Source organism: Corynebacterium sp. Marseille-Q2823, from assembly GCF_903645345.1.
GTDB classification, from domain to species: domain Bacteria; phylum Actinomycetota; class Actinomycetes; order Mycobacteriales; family Mycobacteriaceae; genus Corynebacterium; species Corynebacterium hiratae.
On sequence record NZ_CAHJXS010000005.1, the window covers coordinates 83927 to 109560 of the forward strand.

A 25634-nucleotide genomic window follows, 5' to 3' on the forward strand; every position below is an offset into this window, starting at 1 on the left:
CAACAAGCAACGTTTGCTTAAGCACTGTGCTGTTCGCGGCCGACCGCAAAACGGTCCAGCGCACCGGTCTTCGCCAGCGCATTGACCACGATGTAGCCCACGGCTCCTGCCAGAATGGCGCCGGAGATGCTCAGCGTGACGAGGTAGATGATGTTGAACTGCAGGGTCTTGCCCAGGTTTCCGGAGGTAAACAGCTCCAGCACAAACGCGCCCCAGCCAGCTGCCATGCCGCCGAGCATCGCAATGCCCAGGCTAAAGCGACGGTAGAGGAAGATGGCCAGCACAATCTCCACACCAATGCCCTGCGCGATGCCGGAGTACAACGTACTAATACCCCACTGGGAGCCCAGCACCGCCGACACGATGGCCGCCAGCAGCTCCACGTAGAGTGCGGCACCCGGCTTACGGATAATCAAACCGCCAACGACACCACCAAGAAGCCAAATGCCGGTGGCAATGCCACCCAGGCCTGGCGTGAGCGCATCCATGGCCTGGAACCAGGCATAGCCCACCGTGTTCCACGCTAGGAACACGATTCCACACGCCACACCCAGCACGGAGGCCACCACGATGTCGACGACGCGCCAATTCAAACTGCGCGGCGCAGCAGCGCCATTCGCAGTTGCGCCATTAACAGATCCACCATGAGATACAGAGTTCATGATTCCTCCCTTTCGCCGGCATTATCCGGATCAGGTTCGACGGTTCGCCGCTGCGCTGCGGCATCTCAGCCTCCTCCGGAGACACCCATACGCAGCCTCAAAGGCAGAACACAGTGTGAACGAGGAAGCACCCGTGACGATGTTTAATTTGTTGTTTTATGTACAGCCGCCAGCACTAATAAGAACCGGCTCAGCACGCTCAAAAGCACTGACAGCTTAGCAAGCCGGACCATTAAGAGCACACTGCAGCCTCACTACTCCCCCATGCCACCAGCACTCCATCAAGCCATCTCGCAACACTTCACCAGCCAAAAGCATCAGTAAACTGGAGTGACAGCCAATCACAAAGGAGCTCGCCCCTCTATGCCCGCAATCAAAGTCATCTCCAAAGCAATCGGCATACCTCTTGTGTGCATCGCTGCCCCCGCCGCCGGTGTCTGGGCAATCCGCTCTATCAATTCCAAGCGTTTTGCTGCCCCCAAACCACCAGCAGGTGGCGATGATCGCATCCTCAAAGAAGAGGGCGTTTCAAGAATTGACGGCCGCTACATGAAGGGCTTCCACCTCACGCCGCTAGCCACCGGACAGGAACAACAATCCATACAGACACATCCAGGCACCGTCATCGTATTCGGCGGCTCGGACGGCGGTGCCAACGTGGAACAGGCACGAATGCTACGTGACGCCGGGTACGATGTGCTCGCCTTGTACTTCTTTGGCAAGCCCGGGCAAAAGGAATTCATCGACGGGGTCCCACTCGAGTTCTTTGACGAGGTCCTCGCCTACGCTGAGGAGTACGGCAACGGCAGCGCACCGCTGACTGTTATCGGTACGTCCAAAGGCGCGGAGCTTACTGCCAATCTCGCCGCCCGCTACCCGCAGATCGACAACATCGTTCTCTACACGCCTGCGCACCACACTTACGGCAGCCTCACTTACCAGCGCGGCAGCGGCTCCACGAGTAGTTTCTCCTGGCACGGTGAGCCCGTTCCTTTTGCGAAATTACAAGGAACAGAAATGGGCAAGGTTATGCTCCGCTTCGCGCTTGGTCTGCCCGTGTCCTACCGCGCCGGCTATGAGGCCGACGCTGCTGCAGCTAGCCCCGAGTCCGTCATCGACCTGAGCAACTTCCAAGGCAACGGCCTTCTGTTCGCCGGCACCGAGGACGCCATGTGGCAAGGCGACGTAGCCGCGGAAGCTCTGGCCGCACAAAACCAGAACCTTGAGCCCCACATCTACAAAGACGCCGGCCACCTTTTCCACGAGAACATCGACGAACTCATCGGCCCGTCCTGGGAAACAATGATGGGCGGCACAATCACAGCCAACCGCTTGGCCAAGGTGGATTCCGACCGTATCCTGTTTGAACGCCTCAAGCAGTGGCACGCGCATTAGAACACATACCCAGCAGGACAATGACAGCCGAGACAGACGAAGACTAAGGAGACTTCAACGGAACACGACGCCGAGTCACGTCAAAACATAAAGATGTACCCCGCCGCGTCCTCTGACCTACGCAACGGGGTACTTGCACACCGGCAAAGATGCCAGTGGCCATGAGCCTCCACACACGCAGCTTAAGGAAAGGAAAAGCTTCGGTGGAGACCCAAGACTTAATGAAATAACTAAATGTATTTCGGAAATATCAAATAAACAAAAGTATCAAACAAATACAAGCAAGTTGAGAACTAGGGGTTGCTACCGGAGTCTTATGCCCCGGCAGCAATGCCCTACTCCATCAACTCTCAGGTTGGGTGGGAGGTTAACGCTCCTCCCTTAGCGGTGTTGTTAAAGGAGACACATCCTACGGTTCTCTTAGTTGGAGGAACCCTCGCCAGCACCCGGTGCACAAGCATCAGCCAACAGGCCGATAGCCAAAGCACCAGCAGCAATCAGAGCCACAGCACCAGCAGCCTGCTGGTAATCAGCACCGAAGCGCTTCAGCTGAGCATTGATGCCATTGACCTGGTCAGCCAACGGGCCGTTGAACAGACCAGCCTGCTGCTGCAGACGGGTATTCAGATCCTGAATCTGCTTGTTAATCGGAGCCACAAACTCCGACAGACCCGGAATGTTCATCTGGGAAGCCAGACCAACCGGAATCAGGAACAGCAGCGGGATACCGATACCAAGGCCGGTGTTGATGCAACGCTCAGACAGGTTGGAAGAACCAGCCCAATCGGCGGAACCATCCGGCGTACCTGGCTTATCCACCTTGCCCGGCTTGGAGTTCGGGTCATTCGGATCGGTCGGCTTACCGTCGTTCTTGGAACCAGTGACCTCATCACCATCATTGGTGCCGTCACCATCGGTATCAGCCTTAGTCGGATCCGTCGGAGCACCCTTCTCACCCGGCTTAACCTTGTTGCCGTCCTTATCGAACGGGTTCTTGGAACCAGTAACCTCGTCACCATCCTTGATGCCATCACCATCGGTGTCAGCATTGTTCGGATCGGTGCCAAGCTCCTTCTCCTGATCGTCAGTCAGACCATCATTATCGGAGTCCTTGCCCTTGCCATCCTCACCCGGCTTGTTCGGATCAATCGGCCAGGACGGACCAGGAACGATCGGCTTAGACGGCTTGTTTGGCTTGGAGTTCGGGTCATTCGGATCGGTCGGCTTACCGTTGTTCTTGGAGCCAGTGACCTCATCACCATCATTGGTGCCGTCACCATCGGTATCCGGCTTGGTCGGGTCAGTCGGAGCACCCTTCTCACCCGGCTTAACCTTGTTGCCATCCTTATCGAACGGGTTCTTGGAGCCGTCTACCTCATCACCGTCGTTGATACCGTCACCATCAGTGTCAGCCTTATTCGGGTCGGTGCCAAGCTCCTTCTCCTTATCATCCGTCAGGCCATCGCCATCGGAATCCTTGGAAGTCGGATCCGTACCGTCCTTCTTCTCGTCCCCATCGTTGATGCCATCACCATCGGTGTCAGGGTTATTCGGGTCCGTCGGAGCCGGGTTGCCATCCTTGTCTGTCCGGTTGACTTCATCACCATCGTTGACGCCATCACCATCGGTATCAGGGTTAGTCGGGTCAGTAGGAGCGCCCTTTTCACCCGGCTTAACCTTGTTGCCATCCTTATCGAACGGGTTCTTGGAGCCGTCTACCTCATCACCGTCGTTGATACCGTCACCATCAGTGTCAGCCTTGTTCGGATCGGTGCCAAGCTCCTTCTCCTGCTCGTCAGTCAGACCATCACCATCAGTATCCTTCTGGTCATTGTCACCCGGCTTGGAGTTCGGGTCATTCGGATCAGTCGGCGCAGGCTCGCCATCCTTGTCCTTGTTATTCACCTCGGAACCATCGTTGACTCCATCACCATCAGTGTCGGGGTTCTTCGGATCGGTTGGCTTACCGTCGAACTTGTTACCGTCGCCGGTGACCTCGTCACCGTCGTTGATACCGTCATCATCGGTATCAGGGTTATTCGGGTCGGTGCCAAGCTCCTTCTCCTTATCATCCGTCAGGCCATCGCCATCGGAATCCTTGGAAGTCGGATCCGTACCGTCCTTCTTCTCGTCCCCATCGTTAATGCCATCACCCTCGGTGTCAGGGTTATTCGGGTCCGTCGGAGCCGGGTTGCCATCCTCGTCAGTCCGGTTGACTTCATCACCATCGTTGACGCCGTCACCATCGGTATCGGGGTTCTTCGGATCGGTTGGCTTACCGTCGAACTTGTTACCGTCGCCGGTGACCTCGTCACCGTCATTGATACCGTCACCATCGGTATCAGCCTTATTCGGATCGGTGCCGAGCTCCTCTTCTTCCTTGTCGGTCAGACCATCACCATCAGTATCCTTCTGGTCATCGTCCTCTGGAGGAACAACAGTGGAATCGTCCTTGACGGTGATCTTCACCGGAACCTCATCAGTCGAACCATCCGGGTAAGTCACCACAACAATGGCATCCTTCTCACCCTCAGTCTTAGTATCAACCGGATCCTTGAACTCAAACTTGGTGTTCTCCGGCAACTCACCAGGATTCTTAATCGAATCCTCAGCCTTCGGAGTCTCACCAACCTTTACAGTCTGATCCTGGCCCTTCGGATCATAAGTCTCAGCATCAGACTTCGGAGTATCGGTAACCGTGACAGTCGTCTCGACCTCATCAGTCGTACCATCCGGGTACGTCACCACAACAGTAACGTTCTTCTCACCCGGAGTCTTGGTGTCAGGGGTCTCCTTGTACTCGTACTTCGTATCCTCCGGAAGATCACCAGCATTCTCGATGTTCTTCTTCGGATCCGGAGTACCGCCTACCGGAACCTCCTGATCCTGACCCTTCGGATCATAAGTCTCAGCATCAGACTTCGGAGTATCGGTAACCGTGACAGTCGTCTCGACCTCATCAGTCGTACCATCCGGGTACGTCACCACAACAGTAACGTTCTTCTCACCCGGAGTCTTGGTGTCAGGGGTCTCCTTGTACTCGTACTTCGTATCCTCCGGAAGATCACCAGCATTCTCGATGTTCTTCTTCGGATCCGGAGTACCGCCTACCGGAACCTCCTGATCCTGACCCTTCGGATCATAAGTCTCAGCATCAGACTTCGGAGTATCGGTAACCGTGACAGTCGTCTCGACCTCATCAGTCGTACCATCCGGGTACGTCACCACAACAGTAACGTTCTTCTCACCCGGAGTCTTGGTGTCAGGGGTCTCCTTGTACTCGTACTTCGTATCCTCCGGAAGATCACCAGCATTCTCGATGTTCTTCTTCGGATCCGGAGTACCGCCTACCGGAACCTCCTGATCCTGACCCTTCGGATCATAAGTCTCATTGTCCTTTGCAGCAGGTGCCTTCAGGTCAAACTTCGCAGGAACCTCGCGAGATACCGGGTCAGCCCCCTCAGCCGGGGTCCAAGTAACCTTTACCAGGGCCTCGTTTTGGCCTTCAACCTGCTTATCTGCAGGCCAGGTGATCACACCGGTCTTAGCGTCGATTGTCAGGCCCAGTTTTTCGGCGGCGGCAGGGTCTGCGAACTCGAAGGTTGCACCTTCCGGCATCTCCTCAACGGCATCAGTATTCGGGTTGTCGAAAGAAGGCTTTGCTTCAAGATCCTTTTCCTTGGCAGTGCCCTTGGTCTCGTCATACTTAACGACGGTCGGATCTGCCAAGAAGGAGTCGGCCAAAAGGAGCGTACCCGTTGGCTGACCCGAAGCATCGGCAGCGAATACCTGAGAAGAGTACACAGTTGGCTTGGAGAGATCGTTCGGAACGGTGAAGTCGCAGGACTCCAGCTCACCAAGCTCGTTAGCCGTGACGGTGCAGATCTCACCGGTGGATTCACCGTCTGCAAACCACTCAATAGCGTACTGCTGGTTGGGAACCAAGCCCGTGGTCTTCGACTTGGCGGTATCTCCAGGGGCAGCAATAGCAGAGGCGGTATCGTAGTTGATGACGTCGTGAATCGGGCGGGGAGTCAGCAGAGCGAAGTGCTGGACAGAAATATTCGCAGACGCGTTTTCAATACCGAGATTTCCGCCATGGGGGGGCTGGAACATGTTGTCCTGGTAGTTACCCATCCACAGGTCACGATTCTCACCAACTACCGGATACAGGTACATATAGTCCGTGTTGATGTGGCGGTGACGCTGGCCAAGTGTGCCGTTCCACTGCATCAGGTTGCCATGCTCTTCTTCCGCAGCAGAGACGAGCTTGCCCCACTCCTCATCAGTGGTCTTGTTTCCCTTTTTAGTGTGGCTGACGCCATACAAGCCAGCAAACGGCAGATAGAAGGAACCATCGTCCTTTACATAGGCAACGCGGGACTCCGCAATGTGGGAACCTTCGCCGTGCTCAGCCTGGTATGCGTCGACGATTTCCTTTTGCGCAACGCGGAACTGCTCACGGGTATGGTTTTCGTTGGCGTCCTTCCAAGCGTCAAACTGACGGGCCACTTCGTCGTTAACATACGAGCCTACGACCTTAATATTAGTAGCAGCACGGTCTGTAGATCCCTTGAAGTACTGATTGGGAAGTGAACCCATGACCTCATTGTTTTCCCACCAAACACTACCTCGCGCGGTGCCATAAAGACCGCCCTCAGGCCACTTCTTATCGGCAGTGGGTGCTTCGGTCCACTCAGCTTCAGGCTTGGCGAGCCAACCATCCACGTTCGGACGCTCCTGGAATACTACCTTGGCGCCTACGATGCGGTTAATGCCAGCAGTGAAGTCCCAGCTTTCCCACTTACGGGTCAGGCGGTTGTGGAAGCGACCGCTGTACATGTCGCCACCGCCTGCTAGCGTGTACTTTGCCGAATCCGGGTTCTCAGCCCAGGTTCGAACCTGGAACTTGTCATCACCAGCCAGTTTGAACTCGATTGGGTTACCCAGGCCGTCCTTCGGTGCCTTGGACAGGTCAAATACAAACTTGCCCTCAGAGTCCGAGGTGGTGTAGTAGATCGGCGAAACTTGACCCTTGCCATTGACATACTGCAAGAAGACCTTGACACCAGGCATAGCTTCGTCAGCTTCATTCTGGGCCTCCGGGCCGGAGTCACGATCCAAATAGACCGTACCTTGGTAGCCCTGCTTCTGACCCCAGGTACCGTCCGCTCGGATAGCGGTGGCTTCCGAAGTGCCTCGGGTATCCACACTAGGCTTCTGGTCAGGCGTGGAGTCCTGAGCAATAGCAGCCGGCGCAGCATTCGGGCTTACGACTGGGTGAACGAAGGGCGCAACCATTGCCACAGAGAGCGCGACAGCTGCAATCGTCGTACCGCGACGACGGGCAGAACCGTTGAATTTCTTCACATTCATGAAGACTCCTTTCATGAGAACAATTAAAACCGGTCAGCAGCCCCTCGGTTGATTGAGTCTAGGCGTTCTTCCGACTGGACGCGAGACTACCTCCGCCACTTTCCGAGCAAACTCGAAGCGGTTAACCTGTATTTACGTCATAGCCTGTTTGATCAACATAAATGTCTAAAACTGCTGGCCACGGGTAGCTCCAATGTTTATACCGTTCACAGGTTGAATTAGTTTCGTAATTTAAGCCTCATGCAAATTACCCCCGCTACACCCCTATCCATGGGGTGTTCACGGGGGTAACGAGAAGCTAAAACTATCGCCCATTCACGGCGTGTCTTACACAGACTTGATTTTCGGAGGTGTATCACTCTCCCACCCGTGGACATGGCGTCGAAGCACCGCCCGCACCGCCTTTGCGATGACATAGGCCAGCGGCACCACAACGACCAAGGTGACCAGGAGCCTAATAAGCATCCAGCCGAACTGGGTTGCAAGATGCTCCACATCAAAACCACCGGCGATAATGCCCACGAGTCCGCTTACCACTACCGCAGCAAAACCGGCGAGGCTCCCGCTAAGAAAATCAAAGCGGGCGTATTTGCAGCCGAAGAAAACGGCTTCTATGACCGCGCCAATGATTACTACCTCCACTACGGCTCTGGGGCCTACGACGCCACTGAATGCATAACCCAGCATGACCGACATGACATAACCCACAAATGCGGCCAGCGGTTTCTGGACAGTTAAGGCCGCACATAGCCCGGCCAAGGGGAAGAGCGCCGCCGTCCCGGAAAGCAGCGGTAGCAACACATGCGTTGGGAGTGGCTCATCTTCCCCCATGACCAAGCGATTAATAAACGCTCCCCTTCCCCACAATAGGAGCGCGCCAGCAATGACAAAGCCGGCAACAACAAGAGCATCAACGCCCGTCCACGCGCGTGGTTTCGGGGCAGGCTTTTCGAATCCTGTGGTTGGAAATGTCATCGGTCGGTACCTTTCCTGGGCATGAGCACTGGGGTTCTTGTGGCTTTGTTGACGCTATTGTAAGAGAACCCAAATTTTCTCGCAGGGCGGGGCTCCGAGCGGGACGTCCCGGTTCGGTGCTACCGATAGAAAAAGACCCGCACCTCGTCCCCACCAGTGTCTGGCGGGGTGAAGTGCGGGTCGTTGGTTTCCCTCGGCGTTGAAGGGCTAAGGACTAGCTCGTTGAAGGACCAGGTCCTAGAAGGTGTAGTCCTCCTCCAGCGGGACGGAAGCGCCGGTGAACTCACCGAAGCCATCGTCGCCGTAGATGGAATCACCGTAGGTCGGAATGGAGTACGCAGCATTGCGTGCAGCCTCAGTCGGCTTCACGCTGATGTTGCGGTAGCGGGAAATACCCGTACCAGCCGGAATCAGCTTACCGATGATGACGTTCTCCTTCAGACCAATGAGCTGATCCGAGCGCTTGTTGATGGCGGCGTCGGTAAGCACACGCGTGGTCTCCTGGAAGGACGCGGCAGACAGCCAGGACTCCGTAGCCAGCGAGGCCTTGGTAATACCCATGATCTCACTGCGCAGCTGAGCCGGCTGGCCACCCTCAGCAACCTGAGCGGCGTTGACCTGCTTAGCCTCAGAAAGGTCAACCAGGGTACCCGGCAGGAACTCGGTGGAACCGGCCTCAATGACCGTACCGCGACGCAGCATCTGGCGGATGATGATCTCGATGTGCTTGTCGTGGATGGCCACACCCTGTGCACGGTAGACGGCCTGAACCTCGTCGATGAGGTGCTTCTCCACGCCACGGCGGCCGAGAACCTCCAGGACGTCGTGCGGGTCAGCCGCACCACGCATGAGGCGGTCACCGGTGCTGACGTGGTCACCGTCGCGCAGGGAGCGCTCGATCATGGCGTCCGGGTTGGACTCCATCGGGCGGCGAACCTGCGCCAGACCCTGACGCTTCGACAGCTTCTCGTAGACGACGTTGTCAGAGCCGTCATCCGGGGTGATGGTCAGGGTCCAGAAGTTGCCCTCATCGGACAGGGACACGGTGCCGTCGACAGAAGCGATCGGCGCACGGTTCTTCGGGTTACGGGCCTCAAAGAGCTCCTGAACACGCGGCAGACCACCGGTAATATCGCCACCGACACCACCCTGGTGGAAGGTACGCATGGTCAGCTGGGTACCCGGCTCACCAATGGACTGTGCGGCCACGATGCCGACTGCCTCGCCGATATCGACCAGCTTGCCGGAAGCCATGGACTTGCCGTAGCACTTCGCGCAGACACCAGCCGGGGTCTGGCAGGTCAGCACGGAGCGGACCTTGATCTCCAGAACGCCAGCGTTGACGATCTTGCGGCTGAGCTCCTCGGTCAGGTCGGTGCCTGCCTCAGCGATAACCTCACCGTTTTCATCCTTGACGTCGTTAGCCACGACGCGGCCGGATGCGGAGGTCTCCCACAGCTCGTGGAGGTCGTAGGAGCCGGGGGCAACCTCGACGCCGAGCGGGACGCGCACGCCCTGACGGGTGCCACAGTCCTCTTCGCGGACAATGACGTCCTGCGCCACGTCCACCAGACGACGGGTGAGGTAACCGGAGTCAGCGGTACGCAGAGCGGTATCCGCCAGGCCCTTACGGGAACCGTGCGAGTTGTTGAAGTACTCCAGAACCGACAGGCCTTCACGGAAGGAGGTCTTAATCGGACGGGTGATGTAGTCACCCTTGGAGTTCACAACCATGCCCTTCATACCGGCCAGGGTCCAGATCTGACGCATGTTACCGGCAGCACCGGACTTCACGATCATCGGAATCGGGTTGTCGTCGGGGTACAGCTCCTCGACGGCGTTACCCACGGTGTCCGTGGCGTCCTTCCACAGCTCAACCAGGCGGTCGTAGCGCTCGCGCTCAGTCAGGGCACCCTGCTCCCAGTACTTGCGCTCGATACGCTCTGCTTCCTTCTCATAAGACTCGAGGACCTCGGTCTTGTTCGGAAGAACCAGAACGTCGTGCATGGTGATGGTCACGCCGGAACGGGTGGCCCAGTAGAAGCCCGCGTCCTTCATCTTGTCCAGAACCTGGGCAACGGTGATCATCGGGTACTTCGCAGCGAGGTCATTAATGACGTCACCCAGCAGCATCTTGTTGCCGGCGCCGCCCTTACGAACCATGACGCCCTCGAGGTACGGGTAGTTCCACGGCAGCAGGTCATTGAACATGATGCGGCCGAGGGTGGTCTCAGCGAGCCAAGCCTGGCCCTTCTGCCAACCATCCGGGAACTGCTCAGCCTCAATGTCTGACGGCGGACGTAGGTGGGAGATGCGCACCTTGATCGGGGCCTGCAGGCCCAGAACGCCGCGGTCACGAGCCATGATGGCCTCCGCGTAGGAGGAGTACACGCCCTGGGCCGGTCCGTTTTCGTCTGCGGGAGCGTAAGCTCCCGCGCCACCGATCTCGTCCTCGCCCTTGTCCATGGTGAGGTAGTACAGGCCGGTAACCATATCCAGACGCGGCATAGCCAGCGGCTTACCGGAAGCCGGGGACAGAATGTTGTTAGAGGCCAGCATCAGCACGCGTGCCTCAGCCTGCGCCTCGGCGGACAGCGGCAGGTGGACTGCCATCTGGTCGCCGTCGAAGTCAGCGTTGAAGGCCTCACAAGCCAGCGGGTGCAGCTGAATGGCCTTACCTTCGACGAGCTTCGGCTCGAAGGCCTGGATACCCAGGCGGTGCAGGGTCGGTGCACGGTTCAGCATCACCGGGTGCTCGGAAATGGCCTCTTCGAGGACGTCCCACACCTCAGGGCGCTGGCGCTCCACCATGCGCTTAGCGGACTTGATGTTCTGCGCGTAGTCGTTTTCCACCAGGCGCTTCATGACGAAAGGCTTGAACAGCTCCAGAGCCATGAGCTTCGGCAGGCCACACTCGTGCAGCTTGAGCTGCGGACCAACGATAATCACGGAACGGCCGGAGTAATCCACGCGCTTACCCAGCAGGTTCTGGCGGAAGCGACCCTGCTTACCCTTGAGCAAGTCAGACAGGGACTTCAGCGGGCGGTTACCCGGGCCAGTGACCGGACGGCCGCGGCGGCCGTTGTCGAAGAGCGCGTCAACGGACTCCTGCAGCATGCGCTTCTCGTTGTTCACGATGATCTCGGGAGCGCCGAGGTCGATCATGCGCTTGAGGCGGTTGTTGCGGTTGATCACGCGACGGTAGAGGTCGTTGAGGTCGGAGGTGGCGAAGCGGCCACCGTCCAGCTGCACCATCGGGCGCAGCTCCGGTGGGATCACCGGGATAGCGTCGAGCACCATGCCGGCCGGGTCGTTGCCCGAGCGCAGGAAGGCTGCAACAACCTTCAGGCGCTTGAGGGCACGCATCTTCTTCTGGCCCTTGCCGTTGTTGATGATCTCCTTGAGCTCCTCGGCCTCAGCCTCGAGGTCGAAGTTACGGATGAGGGTCTGGATAGCCTCAGCACCCATGCCGCCGGTGAAGTAATCCTCGTAGCGGTCAACCAGCTCTTCGTAGATGGTCTCATCGATGATCATCTGCTTCGGAGCCAGCTTGATGAAGGTGTTCCAGATTTCGTCGAGGCGAGCGACCTCGCGCTCACCGCGCTCGCGGATGTGCTGCATTTCCTTATCGGCAGCGTTCTGGACCTTACGGCGGGCGGCGGCCTTTGCACCGGCGGCCTCCAGCTCGGCCAGATCCTGCTCGAGCTTGGCAGCGCGCTCGGCGATCTCTGCCTCGACGTCATCCTCGACGTCCTTCTTCTCCAGCAGCATTTCTGCTTCCAGAGTGGACTGGTCATTGTGGCGAGCTTCCTCATCCACGGAGGTGATGATGTTGGCGGCGAAGTAAATGATGCGCTCAAGGTCCTTCGGAGCCAGGTCCAGAAGGTAGCCCAGGCGGGAAGGAACGCCCTTGAAGTACCAAATGTGGGTCACCGGAGCGGCCAGCTCGATGTGGCCCATGCGCTCACGGCGAACCTTGGACTTGGTCACCTCGACGCCACAGCGCTCACAGATGATGCCCTTATAGCGCACGCGCTTGTACTTACCGCAGGAGCACTCCCAGTCACGGGTCGGGCCGAAGATGCGCTCACAGAAGAGGCCGTCCTTCTCCGGCTTGAGGGTGCGGTAGTTAATGGTTTCGGGTTTCTTGACCTCGCCCTTGGACCAGCGACGGATGTCCTCTGCGGTGGCCAGCCCGATGCGGAGCTCGTCGAAGAGATTTACGTCAAACACGTAATGTCTCCCTTTCATCCCCCGTCAGGGGGAAGTTGATGGCTTTGTATGTAGGTGGTGTTTCGTTATGCCCGCCGCCGTAGATGAGCGGCGGACCAAAAGCTAGGCGATGTCTGCGTCGGAGCGCTCGTCGCGGGACAGGTTAATGCCCAGGGACGGAGCGCCGTCCATGTCGTCTTCGTCGGAGCCAGACAGTTCCATCGGCGTGCCGTCGGTGGAGAGAACTTCCACGTTGAGGCAGAGGGACTGCAGCTCCTTGAGGAGGACCTTGAAGGACTCCGGGATACCCGGATCCGGGATGTTGTCACCCTTGACAATGGCCTCGTAGACCTTGACGCGGCCGACCACGTCATCGGACTTGATGGTCAGAAGCTCCTGCAGGGTGTAGGCAGCGCCGTATGCCTGCATTGCCCACACCTCCATCTCACCGAAGCGCTGGCCACCGAACTGTGCCTTACCACCCAGCGGCTGCTGGGTAATCATGGAGTACGGGCCGGTGGAGCGGGCGTGAATCTTCTCGTCGACGAGGTGGTGCAGCTTGAGCATGTACATGTAGCCGACGGAAACCGGGTACAGGTAGGGCTCGCCGGAGCGACCGTCGAAGAGGCGGGCCTTGCCGTGCTCGTCCACCATGACGTCACCATCGCGGTTCGGCTTGGAGGAAGCCAGCAGGCGAGAGATCTCCTCGTTGGTGGCACCGTCGAAGACCGGGGTTGCGGTGAGCGACTCCGGCGGGACGTCGTACAGCTCTTCCGGCAGGGTCTTGAGCAGCTCGGCGTTGGCCGGGTCCTCGGTATCGATCTTCCAACCAGCGTGTGCCAGCCAGCCGAGGTGAACCTCGAGAACCTGGCCGATGTTCATACGACGCGGCACACCGTGGGTGTTGAGGATGATGTCCACCGGGGTGCCATCCTCCATGAACGGCATATCCTCCGGCGGGAGAATCTTGCCCACAACGCCCTTGTTGCCGTGGCGGCCAGCGAGCTTATCGCCGTCCTGGATCTTGCGCTTCTGAGCCACGTAGACGCGGATCATTTCGTTGACGCCCGGGGCCAGATCGTCGTCATCCTCGCGGGAGAAGCGGGAAACGCCGATGACCTTACCGGTCTCACCGTGCGGCACCTTCATGGAGGTATCGCGCACCTCGCGGGCCTTCTCACCGAAGATAGCGCGCAGCAGGCGCTCCTCCGGGGTCAGCTCGGTCTCACCCTTCGGGGTGACCTTACCGACCAGGATGTCGCCCGCGCGGACGTCAGCACCGATGCGGACGATGCCGCGCTCGTCGAGGTCACGCAGAACGTCATCGGAGACGTTCGGGATCTCGCGGGTGATCTCCTCCGGGCCCAGCTTGGTATCGCGAGCATCAATCTCGTGCTCCTCGATGTGGATCGAGGTGAGGATGTCCTCCTCCACGATGCGCTGGTTGAGGATGATGGCGTCCTCGTAGTTGTGGCCTTCCCACGGCATGAAGGCAACCAGCAGGTTGCGGCCGAGGGACATCTCACCGTTGTGGGTACCGGGGCCGTCGGCAAGCACCTGGCCTGCCTCCACGCGCTCACCCAGGGACACCAGCGGGGTCTGGTTGTAGTTGGTGTTCTGGTTGGTGCGCTCGAACTTGCGCAGCATGTAGGTATCGCGCTGGCCTTCGTCATCCATGATGGTGATGAGGTCCGCGGTGACGTTCTCCACCACGCCCGCCTTCGGGGTGATGATGAGGTCACCGGCGTCATAAGCTGCGCGCTGCTCCATACCGGTGCCCACGTACGGGGCCTCGGAGCGAACCAGCGGCACGGCCTGGCGCTGCATGTTCGCGCCCATGAGCGCACGGTTAGCATCGTCGTGCTCGAGGAACGGAATCATGGCGGTAGCCACGGAAACCATCTGGCGCGGGGAAACGTCGACGTAGTCAACGCCGGCGGCGTCGGTCACGCCGATATCGCCGTCCTTGAGGCGGACTTCGATGCGGTCGCCGGTCAGGGTGCCGTCGGCATCCTTCTCAACCTCTGCCTGCGCGATAGCGAAGCGATCCTCTTCATCGGCGGTGAGGTACTCCACCTGGTCGGTGACCTTGCCGTCCACAACCTTGCGGTACGGGGTCTCGATGAAGCCGAAAGCGTTGACGCGGGCGTAGGAAGCCAGCGAACCGATCAGGCCAATGTTCGGGCCTTCCGGAGTCTCAATCGGGCACATGCGGCCGTAGTGCGAGGCGTGAACGTCTCGCACCTCGATGCCGGCGCGCTCACGGGACAGACCGCCCGGGCCCAGCGCGGACAGACGGCGCTTGTGGGTCAGGCCGGACAGGGAGTTGTTCTGATCCATGAACTGCGAGAGCTGGGAGGTACCGAAGAACTCGCGGATGGCAGCAGAAACCGGGCGAACGTTGATCAGAGAGGTCGGGGTAATCGACTCTGCGTCCTGGGTGGTCATGCGCTCGCGGACGACGCGCTCCATGCGGGACAGGCCCACGCGGACCTGGTTCTGGATGAGCTCGCCGACGGTGCGCAGACGACGGTTACCAAAGTGGTCGATGTCGTCGGTGTGGATGGAGATCATCTCACCGTTCGGGGCCTTCATCTCACGCTCACCGGCGTGCAGGCGCACGAGGTACTCGAGGGTGACGGCAATGTCTTCCTCGGTCAGGGTCATCAGACCGTCGTGGTCTCCACCCAGGCCGAGCTTGCGGTTGACCTTGTAGCGGCCCACCTTGGCCAGGTCGTAGCGCTTCGCGCGGAAGAAGGAGTTATCCAGCAGTGCCTGCGCGAGGTCACGCGTGGGCTGCTCGCCCGGGCGCTGCTTGCGGTAGATCTCCAGCAGAGCCTCATCGGTGTTGGCCACGCCATCGGACTCGAGGGTGGACATCATGAGCTCAGAGAAACCGAAGCGCTCCTTGATCTGCTCCTCGGTCCAACCCAGGGCCTTAAGAAGCACGGTGACCGGCTGGCGGCGCTTACGGTCGATGCGCACGCCGACGGTGTCGCGCTTGTCGACGTCAAACTCGAGCCACGCACCGCGGGAAGGAATGACCTTCACGGAGTGCAGCGGGCGCTCGGTGGACTTGTCGATGGTCTGGTCGAAGTACACACCCGGGGAACGCACGAGCTGCGAGACGATAACGCGCTCGGTGCCGTTGACGATGAAGGTGCCCTTCTCGGTCATCATCGGGAAATCACCGATGAAGACGGTCTGGGACTTAATCTCCTGGGTGTCGTTGTTGATAAATTCTGCGGTGACGTACAGTGGCGCCGAGTAGTTGATGTCCTTCTCTTTGCACTCGTCCACGGTGTTCTTCACCGGCTCGAAGCGAGGCTCCGACAGGGACAGGGACATGTTGCCCGAGTAATCCTGGATCGGAGAAAGCTCCTCGAGGATATCCTCAAGGCCGCTCGTCACGCGTGCGTCTTCGCCGCGCTCTGCCTGCTCGCGCTCGCGCCACTCGGGGGTGCCGATGAGCCACGCGTAAGAATCGAGTTGTAGATCGAGGAGGCCCGGGACGGCGATAGGCTCGCTGATTTTAGCGAAGGAGTATCGCTTCGGGGCTCCAGGGATGTTGGCCACTGACTTGGTCTGGCGGGAGACTGCCAAGATGGGTCCTTCCAGTACCTCTGGCGGATTGCCTCCCCACCCTGGCCGGTGAGGTGCAAAACCGCTGGTAGATTTAGCATTCGGTCTGCTGTGGAATGACTGGGTTTAGAATGCACAAAATCACCTTGTCAAGTCGGTTTTACCATCACCGCTCGAAAGGCTAAATGTGCACTAAAGATCCAGATTCCAGCGCAACGAAATAGCCTATAGCATAATGGCGGCCTTGTAAAGGCGAAACGCGCCGCCGGCGTGTCGCTTCGGAGATCCGCACGCGCGGGCCTCTAGCACGCGCGGCTAGCGGGAGTGGCGGCTAGTGGGACGTCGGAAAGCGCCCAGCGCCCCGAGCAGCACCAGAAGCGCGCCGATTCCGACGCCGCCCCAGCGCACCCACTGCCCCACAGCGCTCCGCGGGAAGCGCTCGGCCTGCTGGAGCAGCTCCGCGCGGGATTCCTCAGAAGTCGCACCATTGAAGGCGAACTGCACCTCACGCTCGTTACCCTCGCGGTCGGCCCAGTAGTCCTTGATATCGACGTCCATGCCCACGACGAGTCCGGTGGCTTGATCCACGTAGAGGTCCCGGGTTGCGGCGTGGAAGAGGTAGCCCTGCTCGGTGGAGCCATCCTCGTTGCTCAGCGTGGTCGTCGTGCTGCCAGCATAGAGGGTAGCCACGTTGGTGGGCTCAATCTCCTGGCGGTAGCGGTAGACCGTGCGGCCGTCGATGTCGAGGGATTCTTCGAAGACGGCGTCGGCCGCCTTGCGCAGCACCGGGTCAAAGACCGGGTAGGTAGTCTGCTCGGCATCGGCGGGCAGCTTCAGCCAGTAGCCCTCGACGGGCACCTCCGCCGTGGGCGAGCCCATGGTGTGGGAGAGCGCCGCCAGGCCCGTGGCCTCACCGCTGAGGCGGTCAACGGGATAGTTCCACACGCGGGCAAAGCTCAAGTCCTCCACATTGCCCGTGCCGCCGCGGATGGCGGACTCCCCCACCCGCAGAGTCGCTGTCTCCTTGTCTGCTGGGTCCTGGATGTCCAGGTTGAGCTGATAAGTCATCGGCCCCTCATACTGCGTAACGCCCTCCGCGGATAGCTCCTGCGCGGTAGCGTTGTCATCCTGCAAAGTCCACGTCGTGTCCTCGATATCCAACGGCAGGCGCGGACTAAAGCTCAAGAAGCTCGACGCCGTCAGGCCGGCCGCGATCAGCGCAACGCCGAGGCCGAGCAGGAGGACGGAGAAGATGCGGGACTTGGGCAGCATGGTGGCTTATCCTACCGATTCGTTTGCTCAAAACACATTTCCCCGGAGGGTGCGTTTCACATTTACGCGGCATTGACGGGGGGCTAGAGGAGTGTTAAATAACCTAAACTAAGTGCTCCAGCTCACATTCAAGATCGCATCATGGGATTGGCAGTAATCAATGAAGAATGACCCCCAACGCAAGAACAGAGACTTCCGCCTCTACCTATGGTCAGACCTCGTGGCTCAGATAGCCGGGGTAGGAGCCGGGCTTGCTATTCCGGTGGTCACTCTACGCTTGAGCGATAGCCTTACCCTTGCCGGTCTGTATGGAACCATCACCGGAATAGCTGCACTGGCAGGCGGCATCATCGGAGGCTCTCTTGCGGATATGTGGCGCCGCAAGCCACTCATCATTGTGACCAACGCGCTGGCTGGGGTGCTCAACCTCGCGTTAGCGGGTCTCATCCTCTCCGGAAGCTTCTCCCCCATCGTCTTCGGTGCGCTACTCGGGAGCATGATGCTCTTTTACCGAATAGGCCAAGCTTGCTCCGACCCTTGCCTGCCCCAGCTCGTTGAGGAAGAACAACTCGCCGCCAAACAAGGGCTCATCCAAGCGCGTCTGCAATTTGCGGGACTCATCGGCCCCACTGTGGGCGGCGCACTTCTAGAAGTCAATGTGGCACTGCCCTTCGTTTTTGTCGGTCTGGCAAATTTCCTCACCATCGTCTTCTTCCTCTTCATCAGGGCTAACCTAGACCCCGCAAAGAAGGCAGAGAACAAGCTCCTACGCACAACCAAGGAAGGCTTAGCCATCGTGGCTCGCTCGCCCCTACTTCGCGGGCTCATTGCCATGCAAACACTGTCGAACTGTGCAATTAACGGCTCACTGTTCATGGCTGTCCTCATACTGGAGGAGGGGAACAACCCTGGATGGGTAACGGGACTAGCCCGCACGTCCATCGGCCTCATCGGGATTGTGGGTGCTTTGTCGACGGGTTGGATGCAAAAGAAGTTTTCCTTCGCAGCCCTTCAGGTAGGCACATGTGCCTGGGTTGCTGCATCAATCGCATGTGGTGCCCTGCTCAGCCCCAGCCTGTTGATGATCATCCCGCTAGGACTGTCCGTTCTTACAGCCCCAGCCGCCGGCGCGGTAACCTATGCCGCACTCCACAGGCTTATGGCCGAAGAAACATTTGGCCGAGTCACCAATATCCAAATGAGCACCGTCGTTTCACTCTCTAGTGTGTGGTCGACCCCTCTGGCCGCAATATCTCATCGCTGGACCTTGACCACTGGTTTGTGGGCAAATGCGCTCGCCGGGCTCCTCGCAATCGGGCCCGCCCTCATCTTTGTGCGCAGAGCCGATCGCGCCCTTGCGCAAGCAGACGCGAAGGAAAAAGAGAACTCCCCTAGCCACTCATGAGCGCAAGTCAACTGTTTCTATGAACGAGAGTCGCGGACCCATCAAAACGGGAACAACCCCGCACCGCGTACAAGCGGAACGGGGTTGTTGGTGCGCAGCGAGTGTGCTGCGCGGGAAAGCTGAGTAATTCAGGTGAATTACTTGAGCTCGACGGAAGCGCCAGCCTCTTCGAGCTTAGCCTTAGCAGCCTCAGCGTCGTCCTTGGAAGCACCCTCGAGGATAGCCTTCGGAGCACCCTCAACGAGCTCCTTAGCTTCCTTCAGGCCCAGGCCGGAGACGATCTCGCGGACAGCCTTAATAACGCCGATCTTCTTAGCGCCAGCGTCGGTCAGAACGACGTCGAACTCGGTCTTCTCTTCCTCAGCGGCACCGCCGGCAGCCGGGGCACCAGCAGCAACAGCAGCAACCGGAGCAGCGGCCTCAACGTCGAAGACCTCCTCGAACTCCTTGACGAACTCGGAGAGCTCGATGAGGGTCATTTCCTTGAAAGCTTCAATGAGCTCGTCCTTGGTGAGCTTAGCCATGATTGGCATCCTTTCTCATTGTTCCTAGCCGCACTAGGCAGCCAGATAAGTGTGTGTGTTTAAGTTGTGCGCCTGTAAGTGGCGTCTTAAGCTTCCGCAGCCTTCTTGTCCTGCAGGGCCGCAGCGGTGCGGACCATCTTGGTTGCAGGAGCGTTGAATACGGCGGCAGCCTTTGCCATAGAACCCTTCATGGCGCCAGCCAGCTTTGCGAGGGTGGTCTCGCGGTTGTCCAGCTTGGCGATGGCCTCAACCTGGTCGGCAGACAGAGCGTTGCCGTCCATGTAGCCACCCTTGATAACGAGTGCCTTGTTGTCATCAGCGAACTTGGTGATGACCTTCGCAGCATCCACTGCCTCGCCCTTGATGAACGCAATAGCGGTCGGGCCAGTCAGGTGCTCGTCAAGACCCTCGATGCCAGCTTCGTTGGCAGCGATCTTGAAAAGGGTGTTCTTGGCGACGGAGTACTCAACGTCAAAGCCGAGGTTGTTACGCAGCTCCTGGAGCTGACCCACGGTCAGGCCACGGTACTCGGTAAGCACGATGGAGTTTGCACCCTCGAGCTTCTCCTTCAGTGCCGCCAGGTCTGCGGTGTTCTTCGGGTTTGCCATTTTCTACTTCGCCTCCTTTCGAAACATCTCTTGTGTTTTCCGCCGGGGCCTTCCCCACTCCGCTTGCCCGATGGACAACCGAAATAACAAAAGCCCCGTGCAAGAGCACAGGGCGCGCGCGGAATTCCGCGCTTATTCGCAAAGTGTCTCCTGCGTGGGCCGCCCTCTAGGATGAGGAACCTTCGATCCGGATATCCGGATGACCGACGGTCTTCGGTGAACTTTGACTCGGCCTCAGCGGGCCGTTCAAACTTCGCTAGGTACTTTACAACCCGACCTGCCATAACTCCAAATCGCTCCGCTGAGAGCTTTCGACGCGGGTTCCTGTATGAACGTTGTCAGTCGCTGAGCACTCCGCGCGGAACGATGACGGGGGCGTCGCTGCGCGGGTCGTCCCAGATCTCGACGTCGATGCCATAGGCAGCCGCCAGCACTTCTTTCTTCAACGCCTGTTGAGGAGTTCCCTGCGCGATGACCTCGCCGTTGTTCATGACCACCATGGTGTCGGAGTACTGGCCGGCCAGCATGAGATCGTGCAACACGACGACGACCGTTTTCCCGGCATCGGCCTGTTTGCGCACGAGCTCTAAAACGCTGATGGCATGGGCTGGATCGAGGAAGGTTGTGGGTTCGTCGAGTAGCAGCACCGGCGTGTCCTGCGCCAAGGCCAGCGCTAGCCAGACCCGCTGGCGCTGGCCGCCCGAGAGCGCCGCGATGTCACGGTCGATGAAGTCAGTAATACCAGTCTCCACGCAGGCCTGTGCGATGATGTCGCGGTCCTTCGCGGACAGTCCCCGACCGCGGCCCAGGTGCGGGTAGCGGCCGCGCGCGACGAGCTCGCCCACCCGCAGCCCGTCCGGTGCCATCGGCTGCTGCGGAAGAAGCGCCACGTGGGCAGCTGCTTCTTTCGGGCTCATAGCGTGCACGTCTAGCTCGCCGATGTGCACGTTCCCCTGCCGTGGGCGAAGAATCTTAGACAAGGTCTTCAACAGCGTGGACTTGCCGCAGCCATTAGGCCCAATAAGCGTGGTGATTTCACCCGGGCGGGCCACCAAGTCAACGCCGGACAGGATGTCTTTCCCGTCCTTATAGCCGGCATGAATACCGGTAGCTGTAATTTCTCTGTCTTTCACAAGCTTTTTATCCTCTCCGCCGTGCGGCGTTCCACACCAAGATGACTAGGGCACAACCTCCGATGATGGAGGAGACAGCGCCCACGGGAGCGTCCATCGGCAACGTTCCAGCAATGACAGCGCACGCACTCAGCAAGGCGGCGCCAGCAGCGCACGAAACCAGCGGCACAGGCGTGGGCGTCCGGGCAACAATGCGCCCCACATGCGGGGCCAGAAGTGCAATGAAACCAATGGGACCGGCCACGGATACGGTCACCGCGCAGATACCCGTAGCTGCCACCAGCAGCAACGCGCGTGTTCGCGTGATGTTAACCCCGAGGGAAAGGGCCGAGAGATCATCATGCGCAAGGAGCGGCAGCTCCCGAGCACACCACAGGCCAAGAACCACGAAAGGAGTCAGCCCCACGAGCAGAGGAAGAATGACCTCCATCCGCACGAAACCCGTGGTTCCCGCCAGCCACAGCTGGGATTGCGCCGCGCGGAGGAGCTCGGCTGCGCGTAAGAGATACGCCACCAGCGCTTGGAACAGCAGGGAGAGCGCGATTCCGACGATGACGATGCGATTGCTCGTGCCGATTCCCCCAAGCGCCACCAGCAGGATGGCCGCTAGCACCGCACCCAACAGCGCGAGTCCGGCCCGCCACCAGAACATGGAGAGGCCGTCGGCAAGCAACGGCCGGGAGAATACCGTTCCGAGGACCACCATGACGGACGCGCCACCAGTCACGCCAAGGATGTCAGGCGAGGCCAGCGGATTGCGCGACATGGATTGCGTCCACGACCCCGCCAGTCCGAGCGCGGCACCCACGATGAGGGTCGCTAGCGCTACCGGCATGCGCAGATCCCAGACAACACGGATTTCGCTTCGGCTTCCGCCGCCGTTGAGGATCTCCAGGACCCGCCCCGGGCTCAAGTCCACGGGCCCTTGACCCAGCAGGAGGACATAGGAGCTTGCTGCGACCAGAACAAAGAAGCAGGTCGCTGCCCATATCCATGTCCGGCGCTGCCGCTCTTGGGAACGCAGATGCTTGGCGACGTCCCCCTTCACCCGCCCATTCATAGCTTGTGCTCCCCACGGTGTACGGCCCAAATGAGAAATGGTGCGCCAACAAAGGCCAAGACGATGGACATCTCCAGCTCAGAGGGGCCCGCGATGAGGCGGCCCAGAATATCTGCAGCGAGTACGGAGCAACCACCGAGCAATGCGGCAGGAGCAATCATCGCGGTAACTTCTGGCCCCGTGAACCGACGCAGCAGATGGGGGATAGCGAATCCGACGAAGGCAATGGGCCCCGTCGCCGCGGTAGCGCATCCCGCTAGGACAACGATGCTCAAGGCAGCACCGCGCCGCGCCAGCGTGGGAGAACCACCTAGAGCAACCGAGGATTCCTCCCCCATTGCCAGAAGATCGAGCGGGCGCGCGACACGTGCGGCGATGATAAACCCGATGAACAATCCGGCACCCCCGATGGCGACGTCTTCTGGGCCGCGCCCAAACGTGGAGCCAATGGTCCACCGGCGCATGCTGTCGAGGACATCCGTGGAGTACAGGCCGATCAACATGGCGCTAGAGCTCAAGGCAGCAGCAACACCTGCGCCGACCAAGACCAGCGTCAGGGGATCCTGAAACCTGCGGGACACACCCAGCACTAATGCTGTGGCCAGGCCGGCGCCTACGAGGGCGAGCGCTGTCCGCATCCCGGTTGAGGTGGCGACACCTAGCGCCGTCCCGAGGGCAACCAGGAACGAAGCTCCCGCGGTGATACCGATGAAGCCCGGATCCGCCAAGGGGTTTCTAGTCCAGGACTGGGCGATTACACCCGATACCGCGATTGCTGCTCCCGCGAAGTAGGCCACGAACGTGCGGGGGATACGCAAATCCCACACGATGTTCTCGATATCTGCTTCGCCTCCGCGGAGGAGGGCAGACACCAGATCCGGCAACGGAATAGCCCTCGAGCCAACCGCCAATGAGCACAGCAAAAGGAGGAAGGTCGACACAACCAGGGCCGTGGTGAGCAGTGCGCGGCTTCTCCCCCGCGAATCCAGTGCGTCTGCCTTGCCACGGCGTTGCGGGTACGCAACGCCGTGGATAGCGTCAGCCTTCCTCGGTAGTGCGAGCACTTAGAGCTGCTCTTCGAACTTGTTGACGGCCCACGGGATCGTCAGCGGGTTCGGCACGCTCATCGCATTGCCGGTGTCCGTGTCGAGGTAGCGGACGCGTCCATCCTTGACCACGTCCAGGCCTTGGAATGTGGAATCCTTCTTCAGCTCATCGACCGCACCGTTGTAATCCAAGACGAACAGATAGTCCACATTGTTGAGCTGGGAGTAGTTTTCCGGGGCATAGTCCACGAAGAAGCTGGAACCATCACCCTGCAGTTCCTTGGGGATCTCAAAGCCGAGGTCTTCGATGAACTGGCCACGGCCGTCTTCTGCCGTGTAGAGGCCCAGCTTCCCGTCATAGGGCATGAGGATGGCTGCGCGCTTGCCCTGCAGCTCCGGGTGGGAGTCCTTGAACTGCTCAAAGGCGCCCTCTGCTTGGTCAATGAGCTTCTCCCCCTCCTCTTCCTTATCCACGGCAGAGGCGATGGTCTTGACTTGCTCATCCCAGGGGATCTGCCAGTCCTCGAAACCTTCGGGCTTCACGGTCAGCGGGGCGATATCCTCGAGGGATTTCTTCGCCTCCTGATCCACTGCCTGGTTCACGGCGATGATCTGTGTGGGGTCCGAGGCAGTGACCTGCTCTAGAACCTCGGCCGTGAAACCGGAGGCGGTGTTATAGATCACCTCGGGCTGGGCATCTCCCAAAAGCTCCTTCGCCCATGGGCCAACTCCGGAGGGATCACCATCCCCTTTCGCACCCCAGGGGGCCACAGCAACCGGAGTGATTCCGAGTGCCAGCACGGTATCGGCATCACCGAGCCCCAGGCTGGCAACGCGCACCTCCTCAGCACTGTCCGCACCCGCGCTGTCCTCGCCACTTCCGCGGGAGCACCCCGCTAAAGCAATCGCTGCCGCTGAGACAATAGCGAGCACGGTTTTCGCGCGCCGGTGGATAGCAACCATGGAATAAACCTTTCCTTCAACGGGAACGAGCAGGCAAGCATTCGCACCCCTAAATTATTTGAGGCTAGCCTAACATGTACGTTATGATGGTTTCAAATTTGGCCTCTACCTAGGATCAATTCCCTTGACGCATCACCGCTTATTGCCCGTCACCCTCACCGGGAACACCCGCCTCAAGCCGCGGCTGCACCGTTTAACTTTTCACTCGCCGGCTTTTAGTGACTACCCCTTAGCCGGGCCTGACGAGTATTTTGGGCTCCTCATGCCCCAAGACGAGCAGGATTTTTCGCCCTTCCCGGTCGACGATACCAATGTTCGTGCCGCCGTCACCCGATTGCCCGACGACATTCGCCCAGCATTGCGCTGGTACACAATTCGCAAGCTCAACCAAGAAGCGTGCACCATCGATGTCGACGTGGTGACCCATGGCGATAATGGCCCGGGCTCACGCTGGATCCTCAATGCCCAACCCGGGGATACCGCCGGAATATATACCGGGCAAGCACTGTGGCAGGCCCCTAGGAAGTCACAACTGTTACTCGCGGATGCCTCTGCTCTACCGGCGCTGTGGCACATCCTCGAGCACTACGAAGCCTTCTCACCGGAAACCTTGGGTGCAGTCGACGTCGTTGCCATGATCACAGACGACGCTGAAGTTGAAGACGGCTTGGAGGAGACGTGGCGCGGCAAGGTCCGCTCACTCACCATGGTCCTGGCTCCACATGACGAACACTGCACACGCGCCAGACAACTTCTCGGCTCCCGTTTCACCGCGGATACAGCGCCGGATTCGGTGTGGGTATCCGGCGAAGGGGACCTGGCCAAAGCAGTGCGCTCGATAGCCGTGCATGACTGGGGTGTGCCGCGCGAAGACGTCATCTGGTCCGTGTACTGGATGAAGGGCAAGCCGCGGCCTTAAAGCGGACTTCGCACGCATCTAATCCTTTTAACCGGCAGCGGATAGCCGGTGAATAACTCGGTGCGCTGCCACATGGTTCCCATCAGAAGGTTTCCGTCAGGAGGTTTCAGTCAGAAGGTTCACCTGCCCCCAAACGAACCTTCTTCGCTCCTCCATATGGTTTGTTTGCCCCCAAGAAAACCTTTTGACTAGAACCATCTACATCCAGCGTCCGCGTTTGCCCTAGGCCTGATGCATCTCCGCTTAAGTCCACGGCGTGGAGTACCTGACTTGGGTTACACAGTACAACGCGGGCCCCGGTGAAATCCGGAACCCGCGTTGTAAGGGGTCTTGTTTATCAGGCGGTTTCTCACGCCGCCCGCCCTGCAAGACTCAGGGTGTTCTCTCTATCTCTCATGCGCCTCTCTCAAACGCACAAGAATTAGTATGCAGCACTTTCCTTGAAAGGCCATCGTACTTAGCTGCCAATTACCTGTCAGAAAGATATCCGGCCGTGACCTGC

At 59.3% G+C, this 25634-nt stretch carries 15 protein-coding genes and 1 riboswitch; of the genes, 3 read left to right on the top strand and 12 right to left on the bottom strand.

Annotated features, from left to right (window positions below; all coding sequences use genetic code 11):
* Positions 1 to 17: 17 nt before the first annotated feature.
* Entirely contained in the window at positions 18 to 662 is a 645-nt protein-coding gene (locus tag HWX44_RS07465) for an ECF transporter S component (protein WP_070511301.1), read from the bottom strand.
* Positions 650 to 761, bottom strand: a riboswitch (TPP riboswitch). (Overlaps the previous gene by 13 nt.)
* A 264-nt stretch (positions 762 to 1025) precedes the next feature.
* Here HWX44_RS07465 and HWX44_RS07470 point away from each other — a divergent pair.
* On the top strand, positions 1026 to 2057 hold the full coding sequence (locus tag HWX44_RS07470) for an acyl-CoA thioester hydrolase/BAAT C-terminal domain-containing protein (protein WP_065422042.1): 1032 nt from the start codon (positions 1026 to 1028) through the stop codon (positions 2055 to 2057).
* A 420-nt stretch (positions 2058 to 2477) separates the two neighbouring features.
* Here the strand turns inward: HWX44_RS07470 and HWX44_RS07475 are convergent, their stop codons facing one another.
* The 5 genes from HWX44_RS07475 to HWX44_RS07495 form a co-directional block, all read right to left on the bottom strand.
* Positions 2478 to 7433: a Rib/alpha-like domain-containing protein gene (locus HWX44_RS07475; protein ID WP_175974000.1), complete on the bottom strand. Its 4956-nt coding sequence runs from the start codon at positions 7431 to 7433 to the stop codon at positions 2478 to 2480.
* A gap of 327 nt (positions 7434 to 7760) precedes the next feature.
* On the bottom strand, positions 7761 to 8408 hold the full coding sequence (locus tag HWX44_RS07480; protein WP_070516453.1) for an ECF transporter S component: 648 nt from the start codon (positions 8406 to 8408) through the stop codon (positions 7761 to 7763).
* Between the two features lie 237 nt (positions 8409 to 8645).
* Positions 8646 to 12641 carry a DNA-directed RNA polymerase subunit beta' gene (locus tag HWX44_RS07485; protein WP_175974002.1) on the bottom strand — a complete coding sequence of 1332 codons (3996 nt, stop codon included), beginning with the start codon at positions 12639 to 12641 and terminating at the stop codon, positions 8646 to 8648.
* Between the two features lie 102 nt (positions 12642 to 12743).
* Entirely contained in the window at positions 12744 to 16223 is a 3480-nt protein-coding gene (gene rpoB, locus HWX44_RS07490) for a DNA-directed RNA polymerase subunit beta (RefSeq protein ID WP_046647757.1), read from the bottom strand.
* Positions 16224 to 16517: 294 nt separating this feature from the next.
* Positions 16518 to 17474 (bottom strand): DUF3068 domain-containing protein, encoded by a 957-nt coding sequence (locus HWX44_RS07495; protein ID WP_175974004.1) that lies wholly within the window; start codon positions 17472 to 17474, stop codon positions 16518 to 16520.
* Between the two features lie 160 nt (positions 17475 to 17634).
* Between HWX44_RS07495 and HWX44_RS07500 the strand changes: the two genes are divergently transcribed.
* Positions 17635 to 18879, top strand: a complete 1245-nt coding sequence (locus HWX44_RS07500) for an MFS transporter (RefSeq protein ID WP_175974006.1) — start codon at positions 17635 to 17637, stop codon at positions 18877 to 18879.
* Between the two features lie 137 nt (positions 18880 to 19016).
* On the opposite strand, the gene rplL is transcribed toward HWX44_RS07500, so the two are convergent.
* From rplL to HWX44_RS07530, 6 genes are all read right to left on the bottom strand, one after another.
* On the bottom strand, positions 19017 to 19403 hold the full coding sequence (gene rplL, locus HWX44_RS07505; protein WP_010189710.1) for a 50S ribosomal protein L7/L12: 387 nt from the start codon (positions 19401 to 19403) through the stop codon (positions 19017 to 19019).
* 86 nt (positions 19404 to 19489) lie between these two features.
* Complete coding sequence (gene rplJ, locus HWX44_RS07510) at positions 19490 to 20011, bottom strand: 50S ribosomal protein L10 (RefSeq protein WP_010189711.1); 522 nt, start codon at positions 20009 to 20011, stop codon at positions 19490 to 19492.
* A gap of 338 nt (positions 20012 to 20349) precedes the next feature.
* Positions 20350 to 21144, bottom strand: a complete 795-nt coding sequence (locus HWX44_RS07515) for an ABC transporter ATP-binding protein (RefSeq protein ID WP_175974008.1) — start codon at positions 21142 to 21144, stop codon at positions 20350 to 20352.
* Positions 21145 to 21151: 7 nt separating this feature from the next.
* Entirely contained in the window at positions 21152 to 22204 is a 1053-nt protein-coding gene (locus tag HWX44_RS07520) for a FecCD family ABC transporter permease (RefSeq protein ID WP_175974010.1), read from the bottom strand.
* Positions 22201 to 23268, bottom strand: coding sequence for a FecCD family ABC transporter permease (locus tag HWX44_RS07525; RefSeq protein ID WP_080975070.1), 1068 nt, complete (start codon positions 23266 to 23268; stop codon positions 22201 to 22203). Before HWX44_RS07525 ends, HWX44_RS07520 begins: the two co-directional genes overlap by 4 nt.
* Complete coding sequence (locus tag HWX44_RS07530; protein ID WP_070673466.1) at positions 23269 to 24213, bottom strand: ABC transporter substrate-binding protein; 945 nt, start codon at positions 24211 to 24213, stop codon at positions 23269 to 23271.
* Positions 24214 to 24337: 124 nt separating this feature from the next.
* Between HWX44_RS07530 and HWX44_RS07535 the strand changes: the two genes are divergently transcribed.
* The gene (locus tag HWX44_RS07535; RefSeq protein ID WP_046647766.1) at positions 24338 to 25132 is read left to right on the top strand and encodes a siderophore-interacting protein; all 795 of its coding nucleotides are present in this window, start codon (positions 24338 to 24340) and stop codon (positions 25130 to 25132) included.
* The last annotated feature ends 502 nt before the right edge of the window (positions 25133 to 25634 follow it).

Excerpts from the sequence above, each read along its gene's own strand:
- HWX44_RS07465 (WP_070511301.1), bottom strand. The coding sequence starts at position 662 with ATGAACTCTGTATCTCATGGTGGATCTGTTAATGGCGCAACTGCGAAT.
- HWX44_RS07470 (WP_065422042.1), top strand. The coding sequence starts at position 1,026 with ATGCCCGCAATCAAAGTCATCTCCAAAGCAATCGGCATACCTCTTGTG.
- HWX44_RS07475 (WP_175974000.1), bottom strand. The coding sequence starts at position 7,433 with ATGAATGTGAAGAAATTCAACGGTTCTGCCCGTCGTCGCGGTACGACG.
- HWX44_RS07480 (WP_070516453.1), bottom strand. The coding sequence starts at position 8,408 with ATGACATTTCCAACCACAGGATTCGAAAAGCCTGCCCCGAAACCACGC.
- HWX44_RS07495 (WP_175974004.1), bottom strand. The coding sequence starts at position 17,474 with ATGCTGCCCAAGTCCCGCATCTTCTCCGTCCTCCTGCTCGGCCTCGGC.
- HWX44_RS07500 (WP_175974006.1), top strand. The coding sequence starts at position 17,635 with ATGAAGAATGACCCCCAACGCAAGAACAGAGACTTCCGCCTCTACCTA.
- rplL (WP_010189710.1), bottom strand. The coding sequence starts at position 19,403 with ATGGCTAAGCTCACCAAGGACGAGCTCATTGAAGCTTTCAAGGAAATG.
- rplJ (WP_010189711.1), bottom strand. The coding sequence starts at position 20,011 with ATGGCAAACCCGAAGAACACCGCAGACCTGGCGGCACTGAAGGAGAAG.
- HWX44_RS07520 (WP_175974010.1), bottom strand. The coding sequence starts at position 22,204 with ATGAATGGGCGGGTGAAGGGGGACGTCGCCAAGCATCTGCGTTCCCAA.
- HWX44_RS07530 (WP_070673466.1), bottom strand. The coding sequence starts at position 24,213 with ATGGTTGCTATCCACCGGCGCGCGAAAACCGTGCTCGCTATTGTCTCA.